Origin of the sequence: Rhodopseudomonas sp., from assembly GCF_048594845.1 — a bacterium.
GTDB lineage: Bacteria > Pseudomonadota > Alphaproteobacteria > Rhizobiales > Xanthobacteraceae > Rhodopseudomonas.
Map to the genome: position 1 here is coordinate 1 of NZ_JBMDXE010000169.1, position 19,679 is coordinate 19,679.

A 19,679-nucleotide genomic window follows, 5' to 3' on the forward strand; every position below is an offset into this window, starting at 1 on the left:
TCCGATCCAGAAGCGCGTCTACGCCCACGGCTTCCTGTTCAACAAGGGCGAGAAGATGTCGAAATCGGTCGGCAACATCGTCGACCCGTTCAATCTCGCCGACCAGTACGGCGTCGATCAGGTGCGCTACTTCTTCCTGCGTGAAGTGCCGTTCGGCTCGGACGGTAGCTACAATCACGAGGCGATCGTCAACCGCATCAACGCTGACCTCGCCAACGACCTCGGCAATCTGGCGCAGCGCTCGCTGACCATGGTGGCCAAGCAGTGCGACGCGCAGGTTCCGCCGCACGGCGAGTTCAGCGAAGCCGACAAGGCGATGCTGGCGATGGCGGACGACATGATCGCGCAGGCGCGCGGCGCGATGGCGACACAGCAGATCCATCAGGCGCTCAACGCGGTGTGGGCCGTGGTGGCGGAAGCCAACCGTTACTTTGCGGGCGAGGCGCCATGGGCGCTCGCCAAGACCGATCCGGCCCGGCAGAAGACGGTGCTCTACGTCACCGCCGAAGTGCTGCGGCAGATCGCGATTTTGGCGCAGCCCGCCATTCCGACGGCGGCGACGAAGCTGCTCGACATCCTCGGCGTCGCCGCGGATGCCCGCGACTTCGCGGCACTGCCGACGCGGATCGCGCCCGGCACGCCCTTGCCGGCGCCGGCCCCGATCTTCCCCCGCTATGTCGAGCCGGCGGCAAGCTGACGTCATGCTGGTCGACAGCCACTGCCATCTCGATTTCCCCGACTTTGCCGACGACCTCGCCGGCATCGTCGCCCGCGCCGAGTCCAGCGGGGTCGGACGGATGGTGACGATCTCGACGCGCGTGAAGAAGCTGCCGGATCTCCTGGCGATCGCCGAGCGTTTCCCAAACGTGTACTGCTCGGTTGGCACGCATCCGCACCAGGCTGACGAGGAAGACGGCATCAGCGCCGACGAACTCGTCAAGCTGGCGCAGCATCCGAAAGTCGTGGCGTTCGGCGAGGCAGGGCTCGATTACTTCTACGAGCACGGCTCGCGCGACGCGCAGGAGCGGGGATTTCGCACTCACATCGCGGCAGCACGCGAGACCGGCCTGCCGCTGGTGATCCACACCAGAGAGGCGGACGAGGATTGCGGCCGCATCCTCGAAGACGAGATGGCCAAGGGAGCTTTTCGCGCGGTGCTGCATTGCTACACCGGAGGCCGCGAGCTCGCCATGAAAGCCATCGATCTCGGATTGCTGATCTCGTTCACCGGCATTCTGACGTTCAAGAAATCGCAAAGCCTACGCGATCTCGCCGCCGAGTTGCCGGCCGACCGCATCATGGTCGAGACGGACTCGCCGTATCTGGCGCCTGGCAAGTATCGCGGCAAGCGCAACGAGCCGTCCTACGTGGTCGAGACCGCAAAGGTGCTGGCCGAGACGCGCGGCGTCACGTTCGACGAGATCGCGCGCCAGACGACCGAGAACTTCTTCCGCCTGTTCGGCAAGGTGCCGGCGCCCGCCGCTGCCTGATCCATTCCGCGACGGAGTCCGCATGACGCTGACGCTTACCATCCTCGGCTCCGGTTCGTCCGCCGGCGTGCCGCGCCCGGCGCTCGGCTGGGGCGCTGCCGATCCCTCCAATCCGAGGAACCGCCGCCGGCGTTGTTCGCTGCTCGCGGAACGCCTGACGCCGGACGGCATCACCCGCGTTCTCATCGACACCTCGCCGGACCTGCGCGAGCAACTGATCGATGCCGACGTCGATCATCTCGATGCTGTGTTTCTCACCCACGAACACGCCGACCAGACCCACGGCATCGACGATCTCCGCTCGGTGGTGATGGCGATGCGCCGGCGCATCCCGGTCTATCTGAACAAGTCGACCGCCGACCACGTGTTGCTGCGCTTCGCCTATTGCTTCGAGACGCCCCCCGGCAGCTCCTATCCGCCGATCCTCGACGCACATTCGATCGAGGCGGGCGAGGGCCGAAGCATCGAAGGAGCGGGCGGCGCGCTGTCTCTGTCCGCGTTCCTGGTCCAGCACGGCGATATCCCGGCGCTCGGCTATCGCATCGGCGGCGCGGCCTATACGCCCGACGTTCACGACATTCCGGCCGAGAGCTTTCCGCATCTCGAAGGCCTCGAGCTGTGGATCATCGACGGCCTCCGCTACAAGCATCATGGAAGCCACTTCAATGTGGAGACCGCGCTGAAATGGATCGCACGCTTCAAACCGAAGCGCGCCGTGATCACCAACATGCACGCGGACATCGACTACGAGACCCTGCGGAAAGAATTGCCGGACGGCGTGGTGCCGGGGTTCGATGGCATGCGGCTCGATATCGAGGGCTAGGTCAGCTTTGGGCTGAGTTAGTCGATCGTCTCGCGCCGAAGGTGCGGGGTGATGACGGTCATGATCTCTACTAACTACCGGAATACGCTCAGGACCGAAGTTCCGGCTTCGGAACTACCTAGTTCCTTTTCCTCGTTTTTGGCATATCTTCAACAGCCGCGTGATTGATAGTTGCGGCTCGCGCGATGCGACGTGTGACACAAGGCGCGAATTGCATTGGCGACGGCGGCCGTTCGGGATTTGCTAACATCTGATCGGCGCATAGTACGCAAAATGCTTGCTGTGCACGGAGAACGATGTGCCCGACCTTTGGCTTTACGACAGAATGTCGCGAATTGGCTTCCTGAGTTACCGATTTAAGATCATGCTGGTGGCGTTCGTCGGCATCCACGTCCCGTTGCTGGCCCTCGTGCTCTACATCGCCGCACTGAATGCGAGCCACTGGGGCCAATTCGTCGAGACGCTCGTGGTCACGCTGCTCGCCACGTTGATCGGAACCGGCCTGACCTTGTTTGTGCTGAACAAGTTGTTAAGCCCGGTGCTGCTTACCGCGACAGCCTTGGAGGGCTTCCGCCGGGATCGCAGTCTCGGCGAGCTGCCGCGTCACTACACCGACGAGGCGGGCCGGCTGATGGCCAGCGCAGCAGAGACCATCGATCATCTCGATACGACGCTCGACCGGCTCGAACACGTCGACGAGGCGACCGGCCTGCCGAACCGCAGGCAACTGCTCACGACGACCAATGAGCACCTGACGCAAGGCGTAGCCGTGGCTCTCGCCGTGGTGCGCTTCGCCGATTACAAGCGCGTGAAGGACGCCTATGGCAACAGCATCGCCGAGCATGCGATGGCCGTGCTGGCGCGGCGGCTCGGCTCGTTCGTCGCCGAGGGCAAGATCCTGGCGCGAATTGGCCGCGCGGAGCTGGCGATTCTCGGCACGACCAGTGACGATCCCACGGCCCAGGCGGCGCTGGCGTCTCGGATCCGTGACGTCATTGAGTCCTCGTCCGGCGACCTGACGTTGGGGAGCATCGTGCTGGACCCGACGCTGCAATCCGGCCTCGCGTTCTATCCCACCGATGGCGTCACGGCCGAGGACCTGCTCGACGCTGCGGCTGCTGCGGCGACGCAGAGCGGTCCGGCCGCGCCGCTGGTGCTGCATTCGCCCGCGGCCACGCGCGCGGCCCAATCGCGGTTCGAACTTGAGCACGACCTGCGCCGCGCTGTGCCGGAAGGCCAGCTCGATCTGCACTATCAGCCGATCGTCGATCTTGCGGATCAGTGCGTGATCGGCGCTGAAGCGCTGTTGCGCTGGCGGCATCCGGAGCGCGGCATGGTCTCGCCGGCCGAGTTCATCCCGGTCGCCGAGGCAACCGATTTGATTCAGCCGATCGGCCTCTGGGTTCTGTCGCGCGCCTGCATGCAGATTCGCGACTGGTCGAAAACGGAGCTCGCCGACGTTCGCCTCGCGGTGAACCTGTCGGCGCGCCAGTTTCTAGACAAGGATCTCGTGCCGCATGTCCGCGACGCCATCGACGCCGCCAGGATCAGCCCCGACCGGCTCGAGATCGAGCTGACCGAGACGGCAGCGATGGCCGACCATGCGCACACCCGGCGTGTCTTCACCGCGTTCCGTGATCTCGGCGTCGGCATCGCGCTCGACGATTTCGGCACCGGCTACGCCAGCATGAGCTATCTGCGGAAGCTGCCGTTCAACAAGCTCAAGATCGACCGTGAGTTCGTCAGTCACGTCGACGGTTCCGGCGAAAGTCAGGCGATTTGCGATGCGCTGATCGCGCTGTCGCGTGGTCTCGGCATCAACGTGCTGGCCGAAGGGACAGAACGCGAGGAGGAGGTCAGGCACCTGCTGTCGCGCGGCTGTTCGACGTTTCAGGGCTATTACTTCTCGCGGCCGGTGCCGGCCGGCGAGCTGGCACGCGCCGTCAGTATCGCCCAGCTCCGGATGCTGCATCACCAGATGGAGCGGGTCGACAACGACCTGCGCTCCGCACGCGGCAGGCAGTCGAAGCGCGCCTGATACGACCAAGACGCGCGGCCGACCGCGATCGGCCGCCGCTCGATCAAGCTGGGTGATTACTTCGACGGCTCGAACGACAGCGGCGGCAGGTCGGGCATTTGCACGTCGATCTTGACGTTGGTGGTGTCGACCTTGGTCTGGTCGATCCAATAGGTCACCGACTGCGGCCACATGATCACGATCAGCACCAGGATCAGCTGCATCGCCACCCAGGGCAGGGCGCCCCAATAGATGTCCGAGCTCTTCACCTCGCGCGGCGCGATGCCGCGCAGATAGAACAGCGCGAAGCCGAACGGCGGGTGCATGAACGACGTCTGCATGTTCACGCACAGCAGCACGCCGAACCACACCAGATCGATCCCGAGCTTGCTGGCGACCGGCGCCAGCAGCGGGATGATGATGAAGGCGATCTCGAAGAAGTCGAGGAAGAACGCCAGGAAGAACACGAAGATATTGACGAACACCAGGAAGCCGACCGGGCCGCCGGGCAGGCCCGTGAGCAGATGTTCGATCCAGCGCGCGCCGTCCATGCCCTGGAACACCAGGCTGAAGCATGTCGAGCCGATCAGGATGAACACCACCATCGTGGTCAGCCGCATCGTCGAGGTCATCGCCTGCTCGACCAGCGGCCAGGTCAGCCGGCGGTGCAGGGCGGCGAGGCCCATGGCGCCGACCGCGCCCATCGCTCCGGCTTCGGTCGGGGTGGCGAGGCCGAGGCCGATGGTGCCGAGCACCAGGAAGATCAGCACGATCGACGGGATCATCCCCATCAGCACGCGCCGCACCAGCTTCCAGCTCATCGGCTCGCGTGCCTCGGGCGGCAGCGGCGGCATCGATTTGGGCCGCAGGATCGACAGCACCGCGATGTACAGGATGAAGATGGTCACCTGCATGATCGACGGGCCGATCGCGCCGAGATACATGTCACCGACCGAGCGGCCGAGCTGATCGGCCAGCACGATCAGCACCAGCGACGGCGGGATCACCTGGGTGATCGTCCCCGACGCGGCGATCACGCCGGTCGCCAGCTTCATGTCGTAGCCGTAGCGCATCATGATCGGCAGCGAGATCACGCCCATCGCGATCACCGAGGCGGCGACCGTGCCGGTGATGGCGCCGAGCACCGCGCCCACCAGAATGACCGCATAGGCGAGGCCGCCGGGGATCTTGCCGAACAATTGCCCGGTGCCTTCGAGCAGATCCTCGGCGAGGCCGCAGCGCTCCAGGATCGCGCCCATGAAGGTGAAGAACGGGATCGACAGCAACAGGTCGTTGGAGACGATGCCGTAAAACCGGAACGGCAGCGCCTGCAGGAACGCCGGATCGAAGTGGCCGGTGTAGATGCCGATCAGGCCGAAGAACAACCCGACAGCGGCCAGCGAAAATGCGACCGGGAAACCCAGCAGCATGAACAGGACCATGGTGCCGAACATCGTCGGCGGAATGATGCCGTAGGAGAACATGCGTGCGGGTCCGGCTTACTGCAGCGGGGCTTCGTAGTGGGTCTCGACCTTGAGCACGCCGGCGAGGCCGGCGATGCGCTTGATCAGCTCGGCAAGGCCCTGCAGCCACACCAGCAGGAAGCCGAGCGGCAGCAGCGCCTTCACAGGCCACAGGATCAGCCCGCCGGCGCTGGAAGAGACTTCGCCGGACTGCCAGGAATTCAGGAAGAACGGCCAGGTGAGGTAGACCAGATAGCCCATCACCGGCAGGAGGAAGATCGTCAGACCGATGGCGTCGACCCACAGCCGCGCGCGGTCGCTGATCGACGAGTACAGCAGGTCGACGCGGACGTGCTCATTCAGCCGCAGCGCCTGTGCGGCACCGAGCAGCACGATGCCGGCGAAGAAGTACCACTGGATCTCGAGCCAGCCGTTCGAGCTGTAGTTGAACAGATAGCGGATGACGGCATTGCCGGCGCTGACCAGGCAGGCCAGCAGGACGAGCCACTTCGCAACATAGCCGGCCGCGTCGCTGAGCGTGTCAGCGATGCGGGCGAAAATCAGCCCCGCCCTCATCGTTTCCTCGTGGGATCTTTGTAGCTGGTGCGACCGAGTAGCGCATCTCGTTGCCGCTTGCAAAGCAAATGCGCGGCAGCGCACCAAGGCTCAGATCAACCCGGCAACATCTCCACCCGTCATGCCCGTGCTTGTCCCGCCTGCGGGGCCGGAGCCCTTCGGCGCGGCGAAGGGCCGGGCATCCACGTCTCGCTGCGGACGCGATGGCAAAGGCCTAGATGGCGGGGATAAGTCCGGCCATGACGAAGCCTGAGGTCGGGTTGTATCACCGCTCAGTTACGACGATGAGTAGGGGGCGACGGCGATCAGTCCGAGGCTGCGGCCAGCCGGTAGTCGTGCGCGAGCTGATCACCGATCTCGACCGCCTTCGCGATCAACTCGCCGAATTCGGCGTGATCGCGATCCGCTACAGCCATGGCGCGAAACGACTCCCCGTCGGGGATCACCGAAATCTCAAAGCCGGGCGGCAGCGAGAAATGTTCCGCCAGCTCGGCCAGGATCATGCTGCGAAGCTCATCGGCGGTCTTGGCAGTCTTCATGGCTTAGTCCTGCAGTTGGTCGGCATGCGGCAGCGCGAACTACTCGCTGATCGCCTTCGCCGACTTCACCTGATCGCGCAGCACGAACTTCTGGATCTTGCCGGTCGAGGTCTTGGGGATCGACGAGAATACGATGCTCTTCGGCGTCTTGAAGCCGGGGAGGTGTTCGCGGCAATAGGCGATGATCTCGGCCTCGGATGCGCTGGCGCCGTCTTTCAGCTCGACGAAGGCGCAGGGCACTTCGCCCCATTTCGGATCGGGCTTGGCGACCACGGCGGCGAACAGGATCGCCGGGTGTTTGTACAGCACGTCCTCGACCTCGACCGACGAGACGTTCTCGCCGCCGGAGATAATGATGTCCTTGGAGCGGTCCTTGATGATGACGTAGCCGTGCTCATCGAGCACGCCGAGATCGCCGGTGTGAAACCAGCCGCCGTCGAGCGCTTCCTTGGTGGCCTTCTCGTTCTTGAGATAGCCCTTCATCACGATGTTGCCGCGGAACATCACCTCGCCGATGGTCTCGCCGTCGCGCGGCACTTCCTGCATCGTCTCCGGATCGAGGACGGTGACGGCTTCCTGCAGCGGGTAGGGCACACCCTGCCGGCGCTTCAGCTTGGCGCGTTCGGCGGACGGCAGCTCGTCCCAGCCGGGCTGCTCGGCGCAGACCGAGGCAGGGCCGTAAACTTCGGTCAGGCCGTAGACGTGCGTCAGCTTGATGCCGATGGTCTCGGCGCCGGCCAGCACCGCCATCGGCGGCGCGGCGCCGGCGATCAGGCCGACGACCGGCTTGGCCGCCGCGCCCTTCGGTGCCTCGGGCGCGTTGATCAGCGCGTTGTAGACGATCGGCGCGCCGCACCTGTGCGTGACGCCCTGCTTCGGGATCAGTTGGAAGATCTTCGCGGGATCGACCTTGCGCAGGCAGACGTTGACGCCTGCGACCGCCGCCAGCGTCCACGGGAAGCACCAGCCGTTGCAGTGAAACAGCGGCAGCGTCCACAGATACACCGGATGCGTGCCGAGATTGCCTGCGAGGATATTGCTGACGGCGTTGAGATAGGCGCCGCGGTGATGCGTCACCACGCCCTTGGGATTGCCGGTAGTGCCCGAGGTGTAGCCGAGCGCGATGGCGTCCCATTCGTCCTGCGGCCGCTCGCCGACGAAGGACGGATCGCCGGACGCGACGGCGTATTCGTATTCGAGCTCGCCGATGCGGTGGCTGCCGGGAAACATCTTGTCGTCGACGTCGATCACCAACGGCTTCGGCGATTTCATCAGCTTCAGTGCTTCGGCGATCACCGCCGAGAATTCCGGATCGACCAGGATGATCTTGGCGCCGCCATGCTCGAGCTGGAACGCGATCGCCGGCGCGTCGAGCCGGATGTTCAGCGCGTTGAGCACCGCGCCGGCCATCGGCACGGCGAAATGCGCCTCGACCATCGCCGGCACGTTGGGCAGCATCACCGCCACGGTGTCGCCGCGGCCGATGCCGCTGCGCACCAGCCATGAGGCGAAGCGCCGGCAGCGTGCGCGGGTTTCCTTCCACGTGTAGTGCCGGCCCTCATAGACCACGCTGGTGAGGTCCGGATAAACGTTGGCGGAGCGCTCGAGAAAGCTCAGCGGCGACAACGGCACGTAGTTGGCCGGCGTCTTGTCCAGCCCGATGCTGTAATGACCCTGCGGAGCGCTCATGACGACCTGCCTTCCACTTTCCAATGGCGCCGGCCCAGCTCGCGGCGCCCTTACAAAAATCCGATCGAAATCCACGGCACTGCCGCGACGACGATCAGGCCGACCATCAACGCCAGCAGATAGCCCCAGATCGGGCGCACGCCCTCGGCCGGATCGACCCGGCCGATCGCACAGGCCGCATAATAGCCGACGCCGAACGGCGGTGCGAACAATCCGATGCCCATCGCCAGGATGATCACCATCGCATAGTGGACTTCGTGGATGCCGACCGCGCGGGCGATCGGAAACAGCAGCGGACCGAACAGCACGATCGCCGGAATACCTTCGAGCACGCTGCCGAGGATCACGAAGGCGATGATCGATACCGCCAGGAAGGTCGGCGGGCCGCCCGGCAGGCCGGTCATCGCCGCCGCCAGCGACCGCGAGAAGCCGGACTGCGTCAGGCCCCAGGCCATGCCGGTCGCCGTGCCGATGATCAGCAGGATCGCGCCGGACAGCGCCGCGGTTTCGATCAGCATCGGCATCAGCCGCTTCCAGTCGAACTTGCGATAGATCAGCAGGCCCGCGACCAGTGCGTAAACGATGCCGATTGTCGAGACTTCGGTCGCGGTGGCGACGCCCTCGACCACCGCGGCGCGGATCACGAACGGTAGCGCCAATGCGGGCAGGGCGATGATCAGGGTCTTGCCGATCTGCGCGCCGCTGGCCCGCTTGATGTGGCTGAGGTCCTCGTGGCGATAGCGCCACCACACCAGCGCCGACAGCGTGATCGCCAGCACCACGCCCGGCAGCAGGCCGCCGGTGAACAGCGCCGAGATCGACACGCCGGTCACCGAGCCGATGGTGATCAGCACCAGACTCGGCGGAATGGTTTCGGTCTGCGCGCCGGTGGCGGAGAGCAGGGCGACGAGATCGCCCGGCTTGGCGCCCCGCTCCTTCATCTCCGGACACAGCACCGGCGCCACCGCCGCCATGTCGGCGGCCTTTGAGCCGGAAATGCCCGACACCAGATACATCGCGCCGACCAGCACATAATGCAGCCCGCCGCGGACATGGCCGAGCAGGCTGGCGAGAAACGCCACCATCGCCCGCGCCATCCCGGTCATCTCGATCAGAAGGCCGAGGAAGACGAACAGCGGCACCGACAGCAGGATCAGGTGGCTCATGCCCTCGTCCATCCGGCCGACCAGCACCATCAGCGGCGTGCGCGTCGTCAGCGCCAGATAGCCGTAGATCGACAGCCCGAATCCGAACGCGATCGGCACGCCGGCGAATACGCAACAGCCCGCGACGCCGACGAAGAAGATCAAGAGATTGATGTTGCCGAGCGGCTTCAGCAGCGGCTGCGCCAGCCAGAACGCGCCGATCAGCACAGCGACGGTGAGGGCGGCCGCACCGACCAGCCGCCAGTCGCCAAACCGGATCAGCCGCAGCAGCGCGAACGCCGCCATCAGCGCGGTGCCGACGGGCAGCGCCGCGGCGCGCCAGCTGTTGGCGAGCGACAGCGCCGGCGTGGTGATGTAGCTTTCTTCGTAACCGTATTCGTAGGCGGGCGCCGCGATCAGCAGCAGGAACGCCAGCGCGGCGCAGATCGCCACCAGGTCGAGAAACGCCCGGCGCCGTGGCGACGCCTTGGCCACCAGCGCCGTCATCCGCATGTGCTCGCCGCGGCGGAATGCGACCGCCGCGCCGAACATCGCCAGCCACAGGAACAGGATCGAGGCGAGCTCGTCCGACCAGATCAGCGGGCTGTGAAACACATAGCGCGACACCACGCCGGCAAACAGCACGACGATCTCCGCGACCACCAGAATGGCCGCGGGGATTTCGACCAGCCGGCCGAGCCCGGACTCCAGCGCACCGATCAGCGACCGGCGCGTTGGCAACACCAGCGGCTCGGCAGCCGTCAGTTCGGAGACCGGGATCTGCGCCATCGCAGTTGCTACGCCAGCTTGCCGACGGACTTCTCGAGCAGCGACCACGCCTGATCGCCGTATTTGCCTTTCCACTCGGCATAGAAGCCGGCGCTGCGCAGCTTGTCGCGGAACGGCGTCACCGTCGGCTGATTGAAGATCAGGCCCTTGGCGGTCAGCTCTTCCTTGACGGTCGCGTTCAGCTTCGCAGTGTCTTCGCGTTCCTTGACGGCCGCGGCGTTGATGTTCTTGGCGACGATCTCGCGGACGTCGGCCGGCAGCCGCTCCCAGGCGCGGCGGTTGGCCAGGAACCAGAAGCCGTCCCACATATGATTGGTCAGTGAGCAGTACTTCTGGACTTCGTACAGCTTGGCGGTCGAGATCAGCGCCAACGGATTTTCCTGGCCTTCGACAACCTTGGTCTGCAGCGCCGAATAGACTTCGCTGAAGTTGATGGAGGCGGGCGCCGCATCGAACGCCTTGAACATCGAGGTCCACAGCGGCGACACCGGCACGCGGATCTTGAAGCCCTTGAAATCCTCAGGGCCGTTGATCGGCCGGGTCGACGACGTGGTCTGGCGGAAGCCGTTGTCCCAGATCTTGTCCATGACCATCAGGCCGGCCTTCTGGATCTCGCCGCGCACGTGTGCGCCCAGCTCGCCGTCCATGGCCTTCCAGACCGTGTCGTAGTCCGGGAATGCGAAGCCGATGCCGTTGATCGAGGCCGCCGGCACCAGCGTCGACAGGATCAGGCCCGACAGCGTGAAGAACTCGACGCCGCCTGAGCGGATCTGGCTCAGCATATCGGTGTCGGAGCCGAGTTGGTTGTTCGGGAAAACCTGCAGGTCGACCCGGCCATTGGTCTCGGCCTTGATCGCCGCCGACATCTCGCGGGCGCGAACGTTGAGCGGATGAGTGTCGGGCAGGTTGTTGGCGTATTTGTAGACGAATTCGGCCTCCGCCGCGCGCGCCACCCACGGCGCTCCAACGCCGCCGACGACGGCCGCAGCCGCCGAGGCCTTCAACACCATTCTGCGTGAAACGCTCATCCTGCTTCCTCCGATAACGCTTCTTGTTTTCTGCGACCCGACCCAAAAAGTCGACGCGCCTTTGGTCATCATTTCGGCCCAGCCGGTCAAGCGATTTCCGGCTGGCGGACGATGGCAGCCGGAATTGTCCAGCCGCGTGCCGTCGGGCGCCGCCGGACTTGTCCAGCGGCGTGTCTCGGCCGGTCAGCCAGCTAGGTGCCATTGGCATCAGCCAGGTGCTCCTTGGCGTCGTTCAGCGACATGGCTCGGGAGCTGCGCAGCCCGGGATCCATGCAAAATGTCGCGCAACTCGCTCAGCCACACGTGCCCCGGACAAGGCGCAGCGCGCCGCTTTGGCGGCGTGATGTGCCGCAGATCCGGGGCCCCGGTTTCTGAGGCGCCAAGCTAAGCCGGAAGGTCGTGCTCGAACGGATCGACGGCGGGAAGGCACCGGGATCCCGGATCGGCGGCCCAGCGCTGCGCGCTGAGCCTTGTCCGGGACGCGCGACCTGGCAGAAGAATGCGGACTATCCGGGATCGGATGACGTGACGGCCAGCGCGCTAGCTGAGCGACGACAGAAGCAAGCATCCGACGAGGCGTACATCCGAAATGGCGTGCAAGCATTTGCGTAATAAAGCTAATCTATATATTCCATAATATACCTTATGCGAATTACGGATATGGCGCTGGGAACCCAAGGCCGATGTGCCCTCGGCAACAATGATGCCTGAGATCGTTCGATCAGGCTGCCGCGCTTGCTTCCATTGCACCGTGCCACTTGGTTCAAGCGTCCGCCGGCGAAGGATCGAACCCTGTCGCCGCTGACGGCATCACGGATTGGCAATCGTCGCCTCTGTCCTTTCCCGGGTGGCAGCGCTTCAGACTGCGGCCGGCCGCTGAGCGATCCGCTTCAAGCGGATGCGGCTGGGAGCGAGATGTAGATCGCTGCGGCTGGTGCAGGCCGCAGATCGATACGAGACGCAGCACGGCAGCCGTCGGGAATTGGCCGACCTCACGACCGCAGATCCTTGCCTGAGCGAAGCGAACGACTTCGCAGATCAACACCAGCACGCCGTCGTGCGCCACGACGTTCACAGTCGACCGGCGCGATCGATGCCGGAGCCTTTGCCACAAGGTCGGAGCGTCCAGAGCGGTTGAGCCGTACGCGCAGACTTCGGCGTCGACACAAGGCGCGGGCTGCCGCAAAGCCGATGCAGGCCTACGTGGCAATCCTTGTGAAGTGTATTTGGTCGGCCAGTCGCTTTGCTGGCGTATGGGATGGAGGAGGCTTGACGCAGGCGGCCGTCCTGCCGGATACGGCCAGCCATGATCATCGTCAGTCCGCTCGATCACGCCCCTCGCCTGGCTGCCCAGCGCCGTCCGGCGCGGTCGCTGTCATTGATGGCGCCGTCGCAGCGGGATTCTTTCGACGCGAGTTGGCTTCCCGCGGAGCGGCTGATCCTGGCTTTCAACGACGTCGATGTGACGGACTCGGTGCACGTCGCGCCAGACGACGCGGTCGTGCGCCGGATCGTCGAGTTCGGGCGTGCCTGCAGGGCTGACGAGGATGTGCTGGTGCATTGCTGGATGGGCGTGAGCCGTTCGCCAGCAGCCGCCTATGTGATGGCGTGCGAGCGGTCGCCGGGCGATGAAGTCAGGATCGCGGACGAGTTGCGCCGAGCATCTCCCACTGCGACCCCGAACAAACTCGTCGTCGCCCTCGCCGACGACCTGCTGTCCCGCAATGGCCGCTTGGTCGACGCGATCGCGAAGATCGGTCGCGGCCGCGAGGTCGACGGCGTGGTGCCGCCATTCGAGTTGCGGCTCGGCCGCTGCTAGCTCTCCGGCGTCCCGCCGGTATTTCCGAGGTGATGCCCTTCGATGCTTTCCGCTGCGTCAACGCGCCGCGCTGGCGTTTCCGCGTGTGTTTTGGGGCGACAACGGCTGCGGCACAATTTGTCGCTACCGACGCTACCGACAAAACGAGATTCGCTCAGTAGGCTTCGTTGAGTGCCATTACCCTTGCCCCAAGGGCCCGGCGCCACCATAAAGACAGCATAGAACGTCGCCAAAAAGGGCCGCGGAATCACGAATCAGGATTGAAAGGAGTCAGGATGCCGCAGAACGACTATCTTCTTGCGGTTCTCCTTCTCCCTTTTATCGGCAGCCTGATCGCCGCCCTCCTGCCCGCTAACGCCCGCAATGCCGAGGCCTGGCTCGCGGCTGCCGTCGCACTGGGCTGCCTGGCGCTGCTGGCGGCGCTGTAGCCCGGCATCGACGCGGCGCCGGTGCGGCATCAGATCGCCTGGCTGCCGCAATATGGCCTGACCTTCACGCTGCGGCTCGATGGCTTCGCCTGGGCATTCGCCTGCCTGATCACCGCGATCGGCGCGTTGGTTGTGCTTTACGCGCGCTACTACATGTCGCCGTCCGATCCGGTGCCGCGCTTCTTTTCGTTCCTGCAGGGCTTCATGGGCGCGATGCTCGGCATCGTGCTGTCGGGCAATCTGATTCAGCTGGTGTTCTTCTGGGAACTCACCAGCCTGTTCTCGTTCCTGCTGATCGGCTACTGGCACCATAATCCGGCGGCCCGCGAGGGCGCGCGCGTGGCGCTGACCGTCACCGGGACGGGTGGCCTGTGTCTGTTCGCCGGTGTGGTCCTGCTCGGCCACATCGTCGGCAGCTACGATCTCGACGCGGTGCTGACGGCCGGTGCGCAAGTCCGCAGCCACGCGCTTTATGTCCCGACGCTGGCTCTCATCTTGCTCGGCGCGCTGACCAAGAGCGCACAGTTCCCGTTCCACTTCTGGCTGCCGCGGGCGATGACCGCGCCGACGCCGGTGTCCGCCTATCTGCATTCCGCCACGATGGTGAAGGCGGGCGTCTTTTTGCTGGTGCGGCTGTGGCCGGTGCTGGGCGGCACCAATGAATGGCTCTGGCTCGTCGGTACGACGGGCCTCGCCACCTTCATCGTCGGCGCTTATCTCGCGGTTTTCCAGCGTGACCTGAAGGGCCTGCTCGCCTATTCCACAATCAGCCATCTCGGACTGATCACGTTGCTGATCGGGCTCGACCGCCCGCTGGCGCTGGTCGCGGCCATTTTCCACGTCTTCAACCACGCGACCTTCAAGGCGTCGCTGTTCATGGCGGCCGGCATCATCGACCACGAGACCGGCACGCGTGATTTGCGCCGCCTCAGCGGGCTGTGGAAGTTCATGCCGAAGACCGGCGCGCTGGCGATCGTAGCGGCGTCAGCGATGGCCGGCGTGCCGCTGCTCAACGGCTTCCTCTCCAAGGAGATGTTCTTCGCCGAGACGATCGAGACCCACGACGGCTCTCTGCTCGACGACGCCCTGCCCTATATCGTCACACTCGCCAGCATGTTCACCGTGGCCTATTCGCTGCGCTTCATCCGCGAGGTGTTTTTCGGCCCGCCGCCGGTCGACCTGCCGCGCGTGCCGCACGAGCCGCCGCGCTGGATGCGCTTCCCGGTCGAACTGCTGGTGCTGACCTGTCTGGTGGTCGGCATCGTGCCGTCGTTCACCATCGGGCCGTTCCTGCAGGTCGCCGTGCAGTCGGTGCTCGGCGCGTCCACGCCGTATTACAGCCTCGCGGTCTGGCACGGCTTCAACTGGCCGCTGCTGATGAGCGTGATCGCGCTGGTCGGCGGCGCTCTGGTGTATCTGATGCTTCGCAAGCCGCTGCAGGAAGGGCTGACGAGTTCGCTGTTCAACGGCCGGTTCAAGACGCAGCGGATCTTCGATCGTGTGCTGGTGACGGTGTCGTGGCGCTGGGCTCGCGCCGTCGAGCGCGTGATCGGCACCCGCCGGCTGCAGCCGCAATTGCTGCTGCTGGTGTGCGTGGCGCTGGTGGCCGCGGCCTGGCCGGCGCTGCAGCGCGGGCTCGGCCTCGCCCCGGTGTCGTTCGACGGCATCGAGCCGGCACTGGCGGGCGTCTGGGCGGTTGGCATCGCCTGCGCGCTCGGCGGCGCCGCCGTCGCCAAGTTCCATCGGTTGGCCGCACTGATCATGATCGGCGGCGCCGGGCTGACAACCTGCCTCACCTTCGTGTGGTTCTCGGCTCCCGATCTGGCGCTGACGCAGATCGGTGTCGAGATCGTCACCACGGTGCTGTTGCTGCTCGGCCTGCGCTGGCTGCCGAAGCAGTTCGAGACTCACGAGACGACGTCGGAACGCAGCCTGCTGCTTCGCACGCAGCGGCTTCGCGACATGGCGGTGGCGACCGCGGCCGGCACCGGCGTCGCGCTGCTGGCTTATGCGGCGATGACCCGGCCGCTGCCGGACAGCATCTCGCAATTCTTCGTCCGTCACGCGTATTCGGACGGCGGCGGCACCAACGTCGTCAACGTCATTCTGGTCGATTTCCGCGGCTTCGATACGCTGGGCGAGATCACTGTGCTGGCGGTCGTGGCGCTGTCCGTGTTCGCGCTGCTGCGCCGCTTCCGTCCCGCCGCCGACAGCGTCGAGCTTCCCGAGCAGCAGCGGCTGCAGGACGAGCATGACGAGGCCCGCGACGGACGCAGCCGTGGTGACACCGCCGCCGATTATCTCGCCGTGCCGGCGGTGATCATGCAGCTGCTGTTTCCGTTTATTTTCATCGCCGCGATGTATCTGCTGCTGCGCGGTCACGATCAACCGGGCGGCGGCTTCGTCGCCGGCATTGCGATGGCTGCGGCGCTGATCCTGCAATACATGGCCGGGGGCACGCGCTGGCTCGAAGCACGGCTGCGCGTGCATCCGCTGCGCTGGATCGCCGTCGGCCTGTTGCTGGCGCTGCTGACAGGCGCGGCCGCGATGCCATTCGCCCGGCCGTTCCTGACCTCGGCATTCGCCTATGCCGACATCCCATGGATCGGCAAAGTACCTCTGGCGAGCGCCGCGTTGTTCGATCTCGGCGTGTTCGCCTTGGTGGTCGGCGCGACGACGCTGATGCTGATCGCTCTGGCCCATCAATCCATCCGCGCGCACCGCCAGCCGCCGGGCGGCCGTGCCGCAGCGCCGGAGGTCGAGTGATGGAATTGATCATCACGCTCGCCATCGCCGCGCTGACCGGCTCCGGAGTTTGGTTATTGCTACGGCCCCGCACCTTCCAGGTGATCATCGGGCTCGCGCTGCTGTCCTATGCGGTGAACCTGTTCATCTTCAGCATGGGCCGGCTTCGCGTCGGCGCCGCCGCCGTGCTCGAGAAGGGACAGGCCGCCGTGCCGGCCCAGCTCGCCGATCCGCTGCCGCAGGCGCTGGTGCTCACCGCCATCGTCATCAGCTTCGCGACCACCGCGTTGTTCCTCGTCGTGCTGCTGGCCTCGCGCGGCCTGACCGGCACGGACCATGTCGACGGCCGGGAACACGAATGATCAACTGGACCGACCATCTCATCATCCTGCCGATCCTGCTGCCGCTGTTCGTCGGCGCGGCGATGCTGCTGATCGAGGAGCGTCACCAGCGGATCAAGGCTGCGGCGAACATCGTCTCGATCGTGATCATGGGCATTGTCGCGCTGCTGCTGATGCACGCGGCCGATGCTCCGGCGGCGGCCGGCGGCGCGGCACCGATCGCAGTGTACCGGCTCGGCAACTGGCCGGCGCCGTTCGGCATCGTGCTGGTGGTGGACCGGCTGTCGGCGCTGATGCTGGCCCTCACCAGCGCGCTGGCCCTCGCCTCGGCGACCTTCGCACTGGCGCGCTGGCACCGCGGCGGCGCGCACTTCCACTCGCTGTTTCAGTTCCTGCTGATGGGCCTGAACGGCGCGTTCCTGACCGGCGATCTGTTCAATCTGTTCGTGTTCTTCGAACTGCTGCTGGCGGCCTCCTACGGGCTCGTGCTGCACGGCTCCGGGCAGGCGCGGGTGCGCGCCGGGCTGCACTACATCGCCATCAATCTGGCCGCCTCGCTGCTGTTTCTGATCGGCGTCAGCCTGATCTATGCGGTCACCGGCACGCTCAACATGGCCGATCTGGCCCTGCGCATTCCGCAGGTGCCGGTGCAGGACCGCGCGCTGCTGGAAGCCGGCGCCGCCATTCTCGGCGTGGCGTTCATGGTCAAGGCCGGGATGTGGCCGCTGTGCTTCTGGCTGCCGACCACCTACTCGGCCGCGGCGGCGCCGGTCGCGGCGATCTTCGCGATCATGAGCAAGGTCGGCGTGTACATCCTGCTCCGGCTGTCGCTGCTGTTCTTCGGTGCCTCCAGCGGCGCCTCGGCGCTGTTCGGCAACGACTGGCTGATCGCCGCCGGCATCGCCACCATCATCTTCGGATTGGTCGGCGCGCTCGCCTCGCAGGAAATGTCGCGGCTCGCGGGCTACGCGGTGCTGGTGTCGTCCGGCACCGTGGTGGCCGTTGCGGCGGCGGCCGGCCGCGCCACGGTGACGGCGCCGGCGCTGTTCTCTCTGGTCAGCTCGACGCTCGCGATCGCCGCATTCTTCATGCTCATCGAGTTGCTGGAGCGTGGCCGTGACCCCGGCGCCGACATGCTTGCGGTCACACGCGAAGCCTATGGCGAGGATATGCCCGACGACCCCGACGCCGAGGAGATCGGGCTGGTGATCCCGGCCTCGATGGCGATCCTCGGCTGGTGCTTCGTCGGCTGCGCCGCGGTGATCGCCGGCCTGCCGCCGGTGTCCGGCTTCATCGCCAAATTCGCCATGCTGACGGCGCTGCTCGAGGGCGACTCCGCAGGCGGCCTGCCGCCGCTGCATTGGGCTCTGCTGGCATTGCTGATGCTGTCCGGCCTGACGATGCTGATCGCGCTGACGCGCGCCGGCATCCGCACGCTGTGGACGCCGACCGAGCGCGCCGATCCGCGCGTCCGTCTGGTGGAGATCGTCCCGATCGCGCTGCTCTTGCTCGGCTGCGCCTCGCTGACGGTGCAGCCGCGTTCGGCGATGAGCTACATGCAGGGCGCGGCCGACGAACTGCACAGCCCGGGCGCCTATACGCGCAGCGTGCTGGCGCCCGCGGAGACGCGGGTGAAGACCGGAGGCGGCTCATGAAGAAGCTGCTGCCGTTTCCGCTGATCTCTCTGTGCCTGTTGGCGATGTGGTTGTGGCTGAGCCAGGGCATCACACCGGGCGCGGTGCTGCTCGGCAGCCTGTTCGCGCTGATGGGCGGCTGGCTGCTGCGGCTGCTGCAGCCCGACGCCGGCCAAGTCCGCAATCCCGTTGCGATCATGCGGCTGACCGGGCTGGTGCTGGTCGACGTCATCCGCTCCAATCTCGCGGTAGCCGCCATCATCCTCGGCGGCCAGCGTCACAACATCACGTCCGGCTTCGTCGACATTCCGCTGGACATGCGCAGCCGGCAGGGGCTGGCGGTGCTGGCCTGCATCCTCACCTCGACGCCCGGCACGCTGTGGATCGACTTCAACCGCGAGTCCGGGGTGCTGCAGCTTCACGTGCTCGACCTCGTCGACGAGAGCGAGTGGGTCGAACGCATCAAGGGCCGATACGAGAGTCTGCTGTTGGAGATCTTCGAATGAGCAGCTTGGTTTTGACCGTCTCGGTCGGCATCGCACAGGTCATGCTGGTGGTCGCGATGGGTTGCGCGACTTACCGGATGTTGAGCGGCCCGCGCGCGCAGGATCGCGTGCTCGGACTCGACACGCTGTATGTCAACGCCATGCTGCTGATGCTGACGATCGGGATCCGCACCGGCAGCAGCGTATACTTCGAGGCGGCGCTGATTATCGCCCTGCTCGGCTTCGTCGGCACCGTCGCCCTGGCGAAATTCCTGATGCGCGGCGAGGTGATCGAATGACCCACGCGGCTGACCTTCCGGCCTGGGCGGCCTGGGCCGTCTCGGCGCTGCTGCTGGCCGGCGCCGGCATTACGATGATCGGCTCGCTCGGCCTGTTGCGGCTCGGCAGCTTCTACCAGCGCGCCCATGCGCCGACGCTCGGCACCTCGCTCGGCACCGCGCTGATCGCCGGCGCCTCGATGTTGTGCTTTTCGCTGCTGCAGATGCGGCCGCTACTGCACGAGGTGCTGATCCTCGGCTTCGTCACCATCACCACGCCGGTGACGCTGATGCTGCTGGCGCGCGCCGCGATGTTCCGCGATACGGCCGAAAGCCCGCAGGACGATACGTCCGGTCCGCACACGGAAAAGCCGCAGAAACGCTAGCAGC

16 protein-coding genes and 1 pseudogene are annotated in these 19,679 nt (G+C 65.8%); 11 read left to right on the top strand and 6 right to left on the bottom strand.

Going from position 1 to position 19,679, the window contains the following annotated elements; genetic code table 11:
- From ACOJTD_RS10505 to ACOJTD_RS10520, 4 genes are all read left to right on the top strand, one after another.
- On the top strand, positions 1–697 hold a 697-nt coding region (locus ACOJTD_RS10505; protein WP_420132861.1), incomplete at its 5' end, for a methionine--tRNA ligase.
- A 4-nt stretch (positions 698–701) separates the two neighbouring features.
- On the top strand, positions 702–1,490 hold the full coding sequence (locus tag ACOJTD_RS10510) for a TatD family hydrolase (protein WP_420132862.1): 789 nt from the start codon (positions 702–704) through the stop codon (positions 1,488–1,490).
- A 22-nt stretch (positions 1,491–1,512) separates the two neighbouring features.
- Entirely contained in the window at positions 1,513–2,313 is an 801-nt protein-coding gene (locus ACOJTD_RS10515; RefSeq protein WP_420132863.1) for an MBL fold metallo-hydrolase, read from the top strand.
- 364 nt (positions 2,314–2,677) lie between these two features.
- On the top strand, positions 2,678–4,351 hold the full coding sequence (locus ACOJTD_RS10520) for a putative bifunctional diguanylate cyclase/phosphodiesterase (RefSeq protein ID WP_420132864.1): 1,674 nt from the start codon (positions 2,678–2,680) through the stop codon (positions 4,349–4,351).
- A 56-nt stretch (positions 4,352–4,407) separates the two neighbouring features.
- On the opposite strand, the gene ACOJTD_RS10525 is transcribed toward ACOJTD_RS10520, so the two are convergent.
- The 6 genes from ACOJTD_RS10525 to ACOJTD_RS10550 form a co-directional block, all read right to left on the bottom strand.
- Entirely contained in the window at positions 4,408–5,814 is a 1,407-nt protein-coding gene (locus ACOJTD_RS10525) for a TRAP transporter large permease (protein ID WP_420132865.1), read from the bottom strand.
- 15 nt (positions 5,815–5,829) lie between these two features.
- Positions 5,830–6,369, bottom strand: a complete 540-nt coding sequence (locus ACOJTD_RS10530) for a TRAP transporter small permease subunit (RefSeq protein WP_420132866.1) — start codon at positions 6,367–6,369, stop codon at positions 5,830–5,832.
- 305 nt (positions 6,370–6,674) lie between these two features.
- Positions 6,675–6,872: a hypothetical protein gene (locus tag ACOJTD_RS10535; RefSeq protein ID WP_420132867.1), complete on the bottom strand. Its 198-nt coding sequence runs from the start codon at positions 6,870–6,872 to the stop codon at positions 6,675–6,677.
- Between the two features lie 75 nt (positions 6,873–6,947).
- Positions 6,948–8,597, bottom strand: a complete 1,650-nt coding sequence (locus ACOJTD_RS10540; RefSeq protein WP_420132868.1) for an acyl-CoA synthetase — start codon at positions 8,595–8,597, stop codon at positions 6,948–6,950.
- A gap of 50 nt (positions 8,598–8,647) precedes the next feature.
- Positions 8,648–10,531, bottom strand: a complete 1,884-nt coding sequence (locus ACOJTD_RS10545; RefSeq protein WP_420132869.1) for a TRAP transporter large permease subunit — start codon at positions 10,529–10,531, stop codon at positions 8,648–8,650.
- A gap of 8 nt (positions 10,532–10,539) precedes the next feature.
- On the bottom strand, positions 10,540–11,559 hold the full coding sequence (locus tag ACOJTD_RS10550; protein WP_420132870.1) for a TRAP transporter substrate-binding protein: 1,020 nt from the start codon (positions 11,557–11,559) through the stop codon (positions 10,540–10,542).
- A gap of 1,381 nt (positions 11,560–12,940) precedes the next feature.
- Here ACOJTD_RS10550 and ACOJTD_RS10555 point away from each other — a divergent pair.
- From ACOJTD_RS10555 to mnhG, 7 genes and pseudogenes are all read left to right on the top strand, one after another.
- Positions 12,941–13,378, top strand: a complete 438-nt coding sequence (locus ACOJTD_RS10555) for a tyrosine phosphatase family protein (RefSeq protein ID WP_420132871.1) — start codon at positions 12,941–12,943, stop codon at positions 13,376–13,378.
- A gap of 275 nt (positions 13,379–13,653) precedes the next feature.
- Positions 13,654–16,572: pseudogene (locus ACOJTD_RS10560) on the top strand (monovalent cation/H+ antiporter subunit A).
- Complete coding sequence (locus tag ACOJTD_RS10565) at positions 16,572–16,913, top strand: Na+/H+ antiporter subunit C (RefSeq protein WP_420132872.1); 342 nt, start codon at positions 16,572–16,574, stop codon at positions 16,911–16,913. Before ACOJTD_RS10560 ends, ACOJTD_RS10565 begins: the two are co-directional and overlap by 1 nt.
- Positions 16,910–18,547: a monovalent cation/H+ antiporter subunit D gene (locus tag ACOJTD_RS10570; RefSeq protein WP_420132873.1), complete on the top strand. Its 1,638-nt coding sequence runs from the start codon at positions 16,910–16,912 to the stop codon at positions 18,545–18,547. Before ACOJTD_RS10565 ends, ACOJTD_RS10570 begins: the two co-directional genes overlap by 4 nt.
- Positions 18,544–19,032 carry a Na+/H+ antiporter subunit E gene (locus ACOJTD_RS10575; RefSeq protein ID WP_254982761.1) on the top strand — a complete coding sequence of 163 codons (489 nt, stop codon included), beginning with the start codon at positions 18,544–18,546 and terminating at the stop codon, positions 19,030–19,032. The genes ACOJTD_RS10570 and ACOJTD_RS10575 overlap by 4 nt, the downstream gene beginning before the upstream one ends.
- A complete protein-coding gene (locus ACOJTD_RS10580) occupies positions 19,029–19,310 on the top strand; it encodes a K+/H+ antiporter subunit F (RefSeq protein WP_054161501.1) in 282 nt (93 codons plus the stop codon). The genes ACOJTD_RS10575 and ACOJTD_RS10580 overlap by 4 nt, the downstream gene beginning before the upstream one ends.
- Complete coding sequence (gene mnhG / locus ACOJTD_RS10585) at positions 19,307–19,675, top strand: monovalent cation/H(+) antiporter subunit G (RefSeq protein ID WP_420132874.1); 369 nt, start codon at positions 19,307–19,309, stop codon at positions 19,673–19,675. The genes ACOJTD_RS10580 and mnhG overlap by 4 nt, the downstream gene beginning before the upstream one ends.
- Positions 19,676–19,679: the final 4 nt, after the last annotated feature.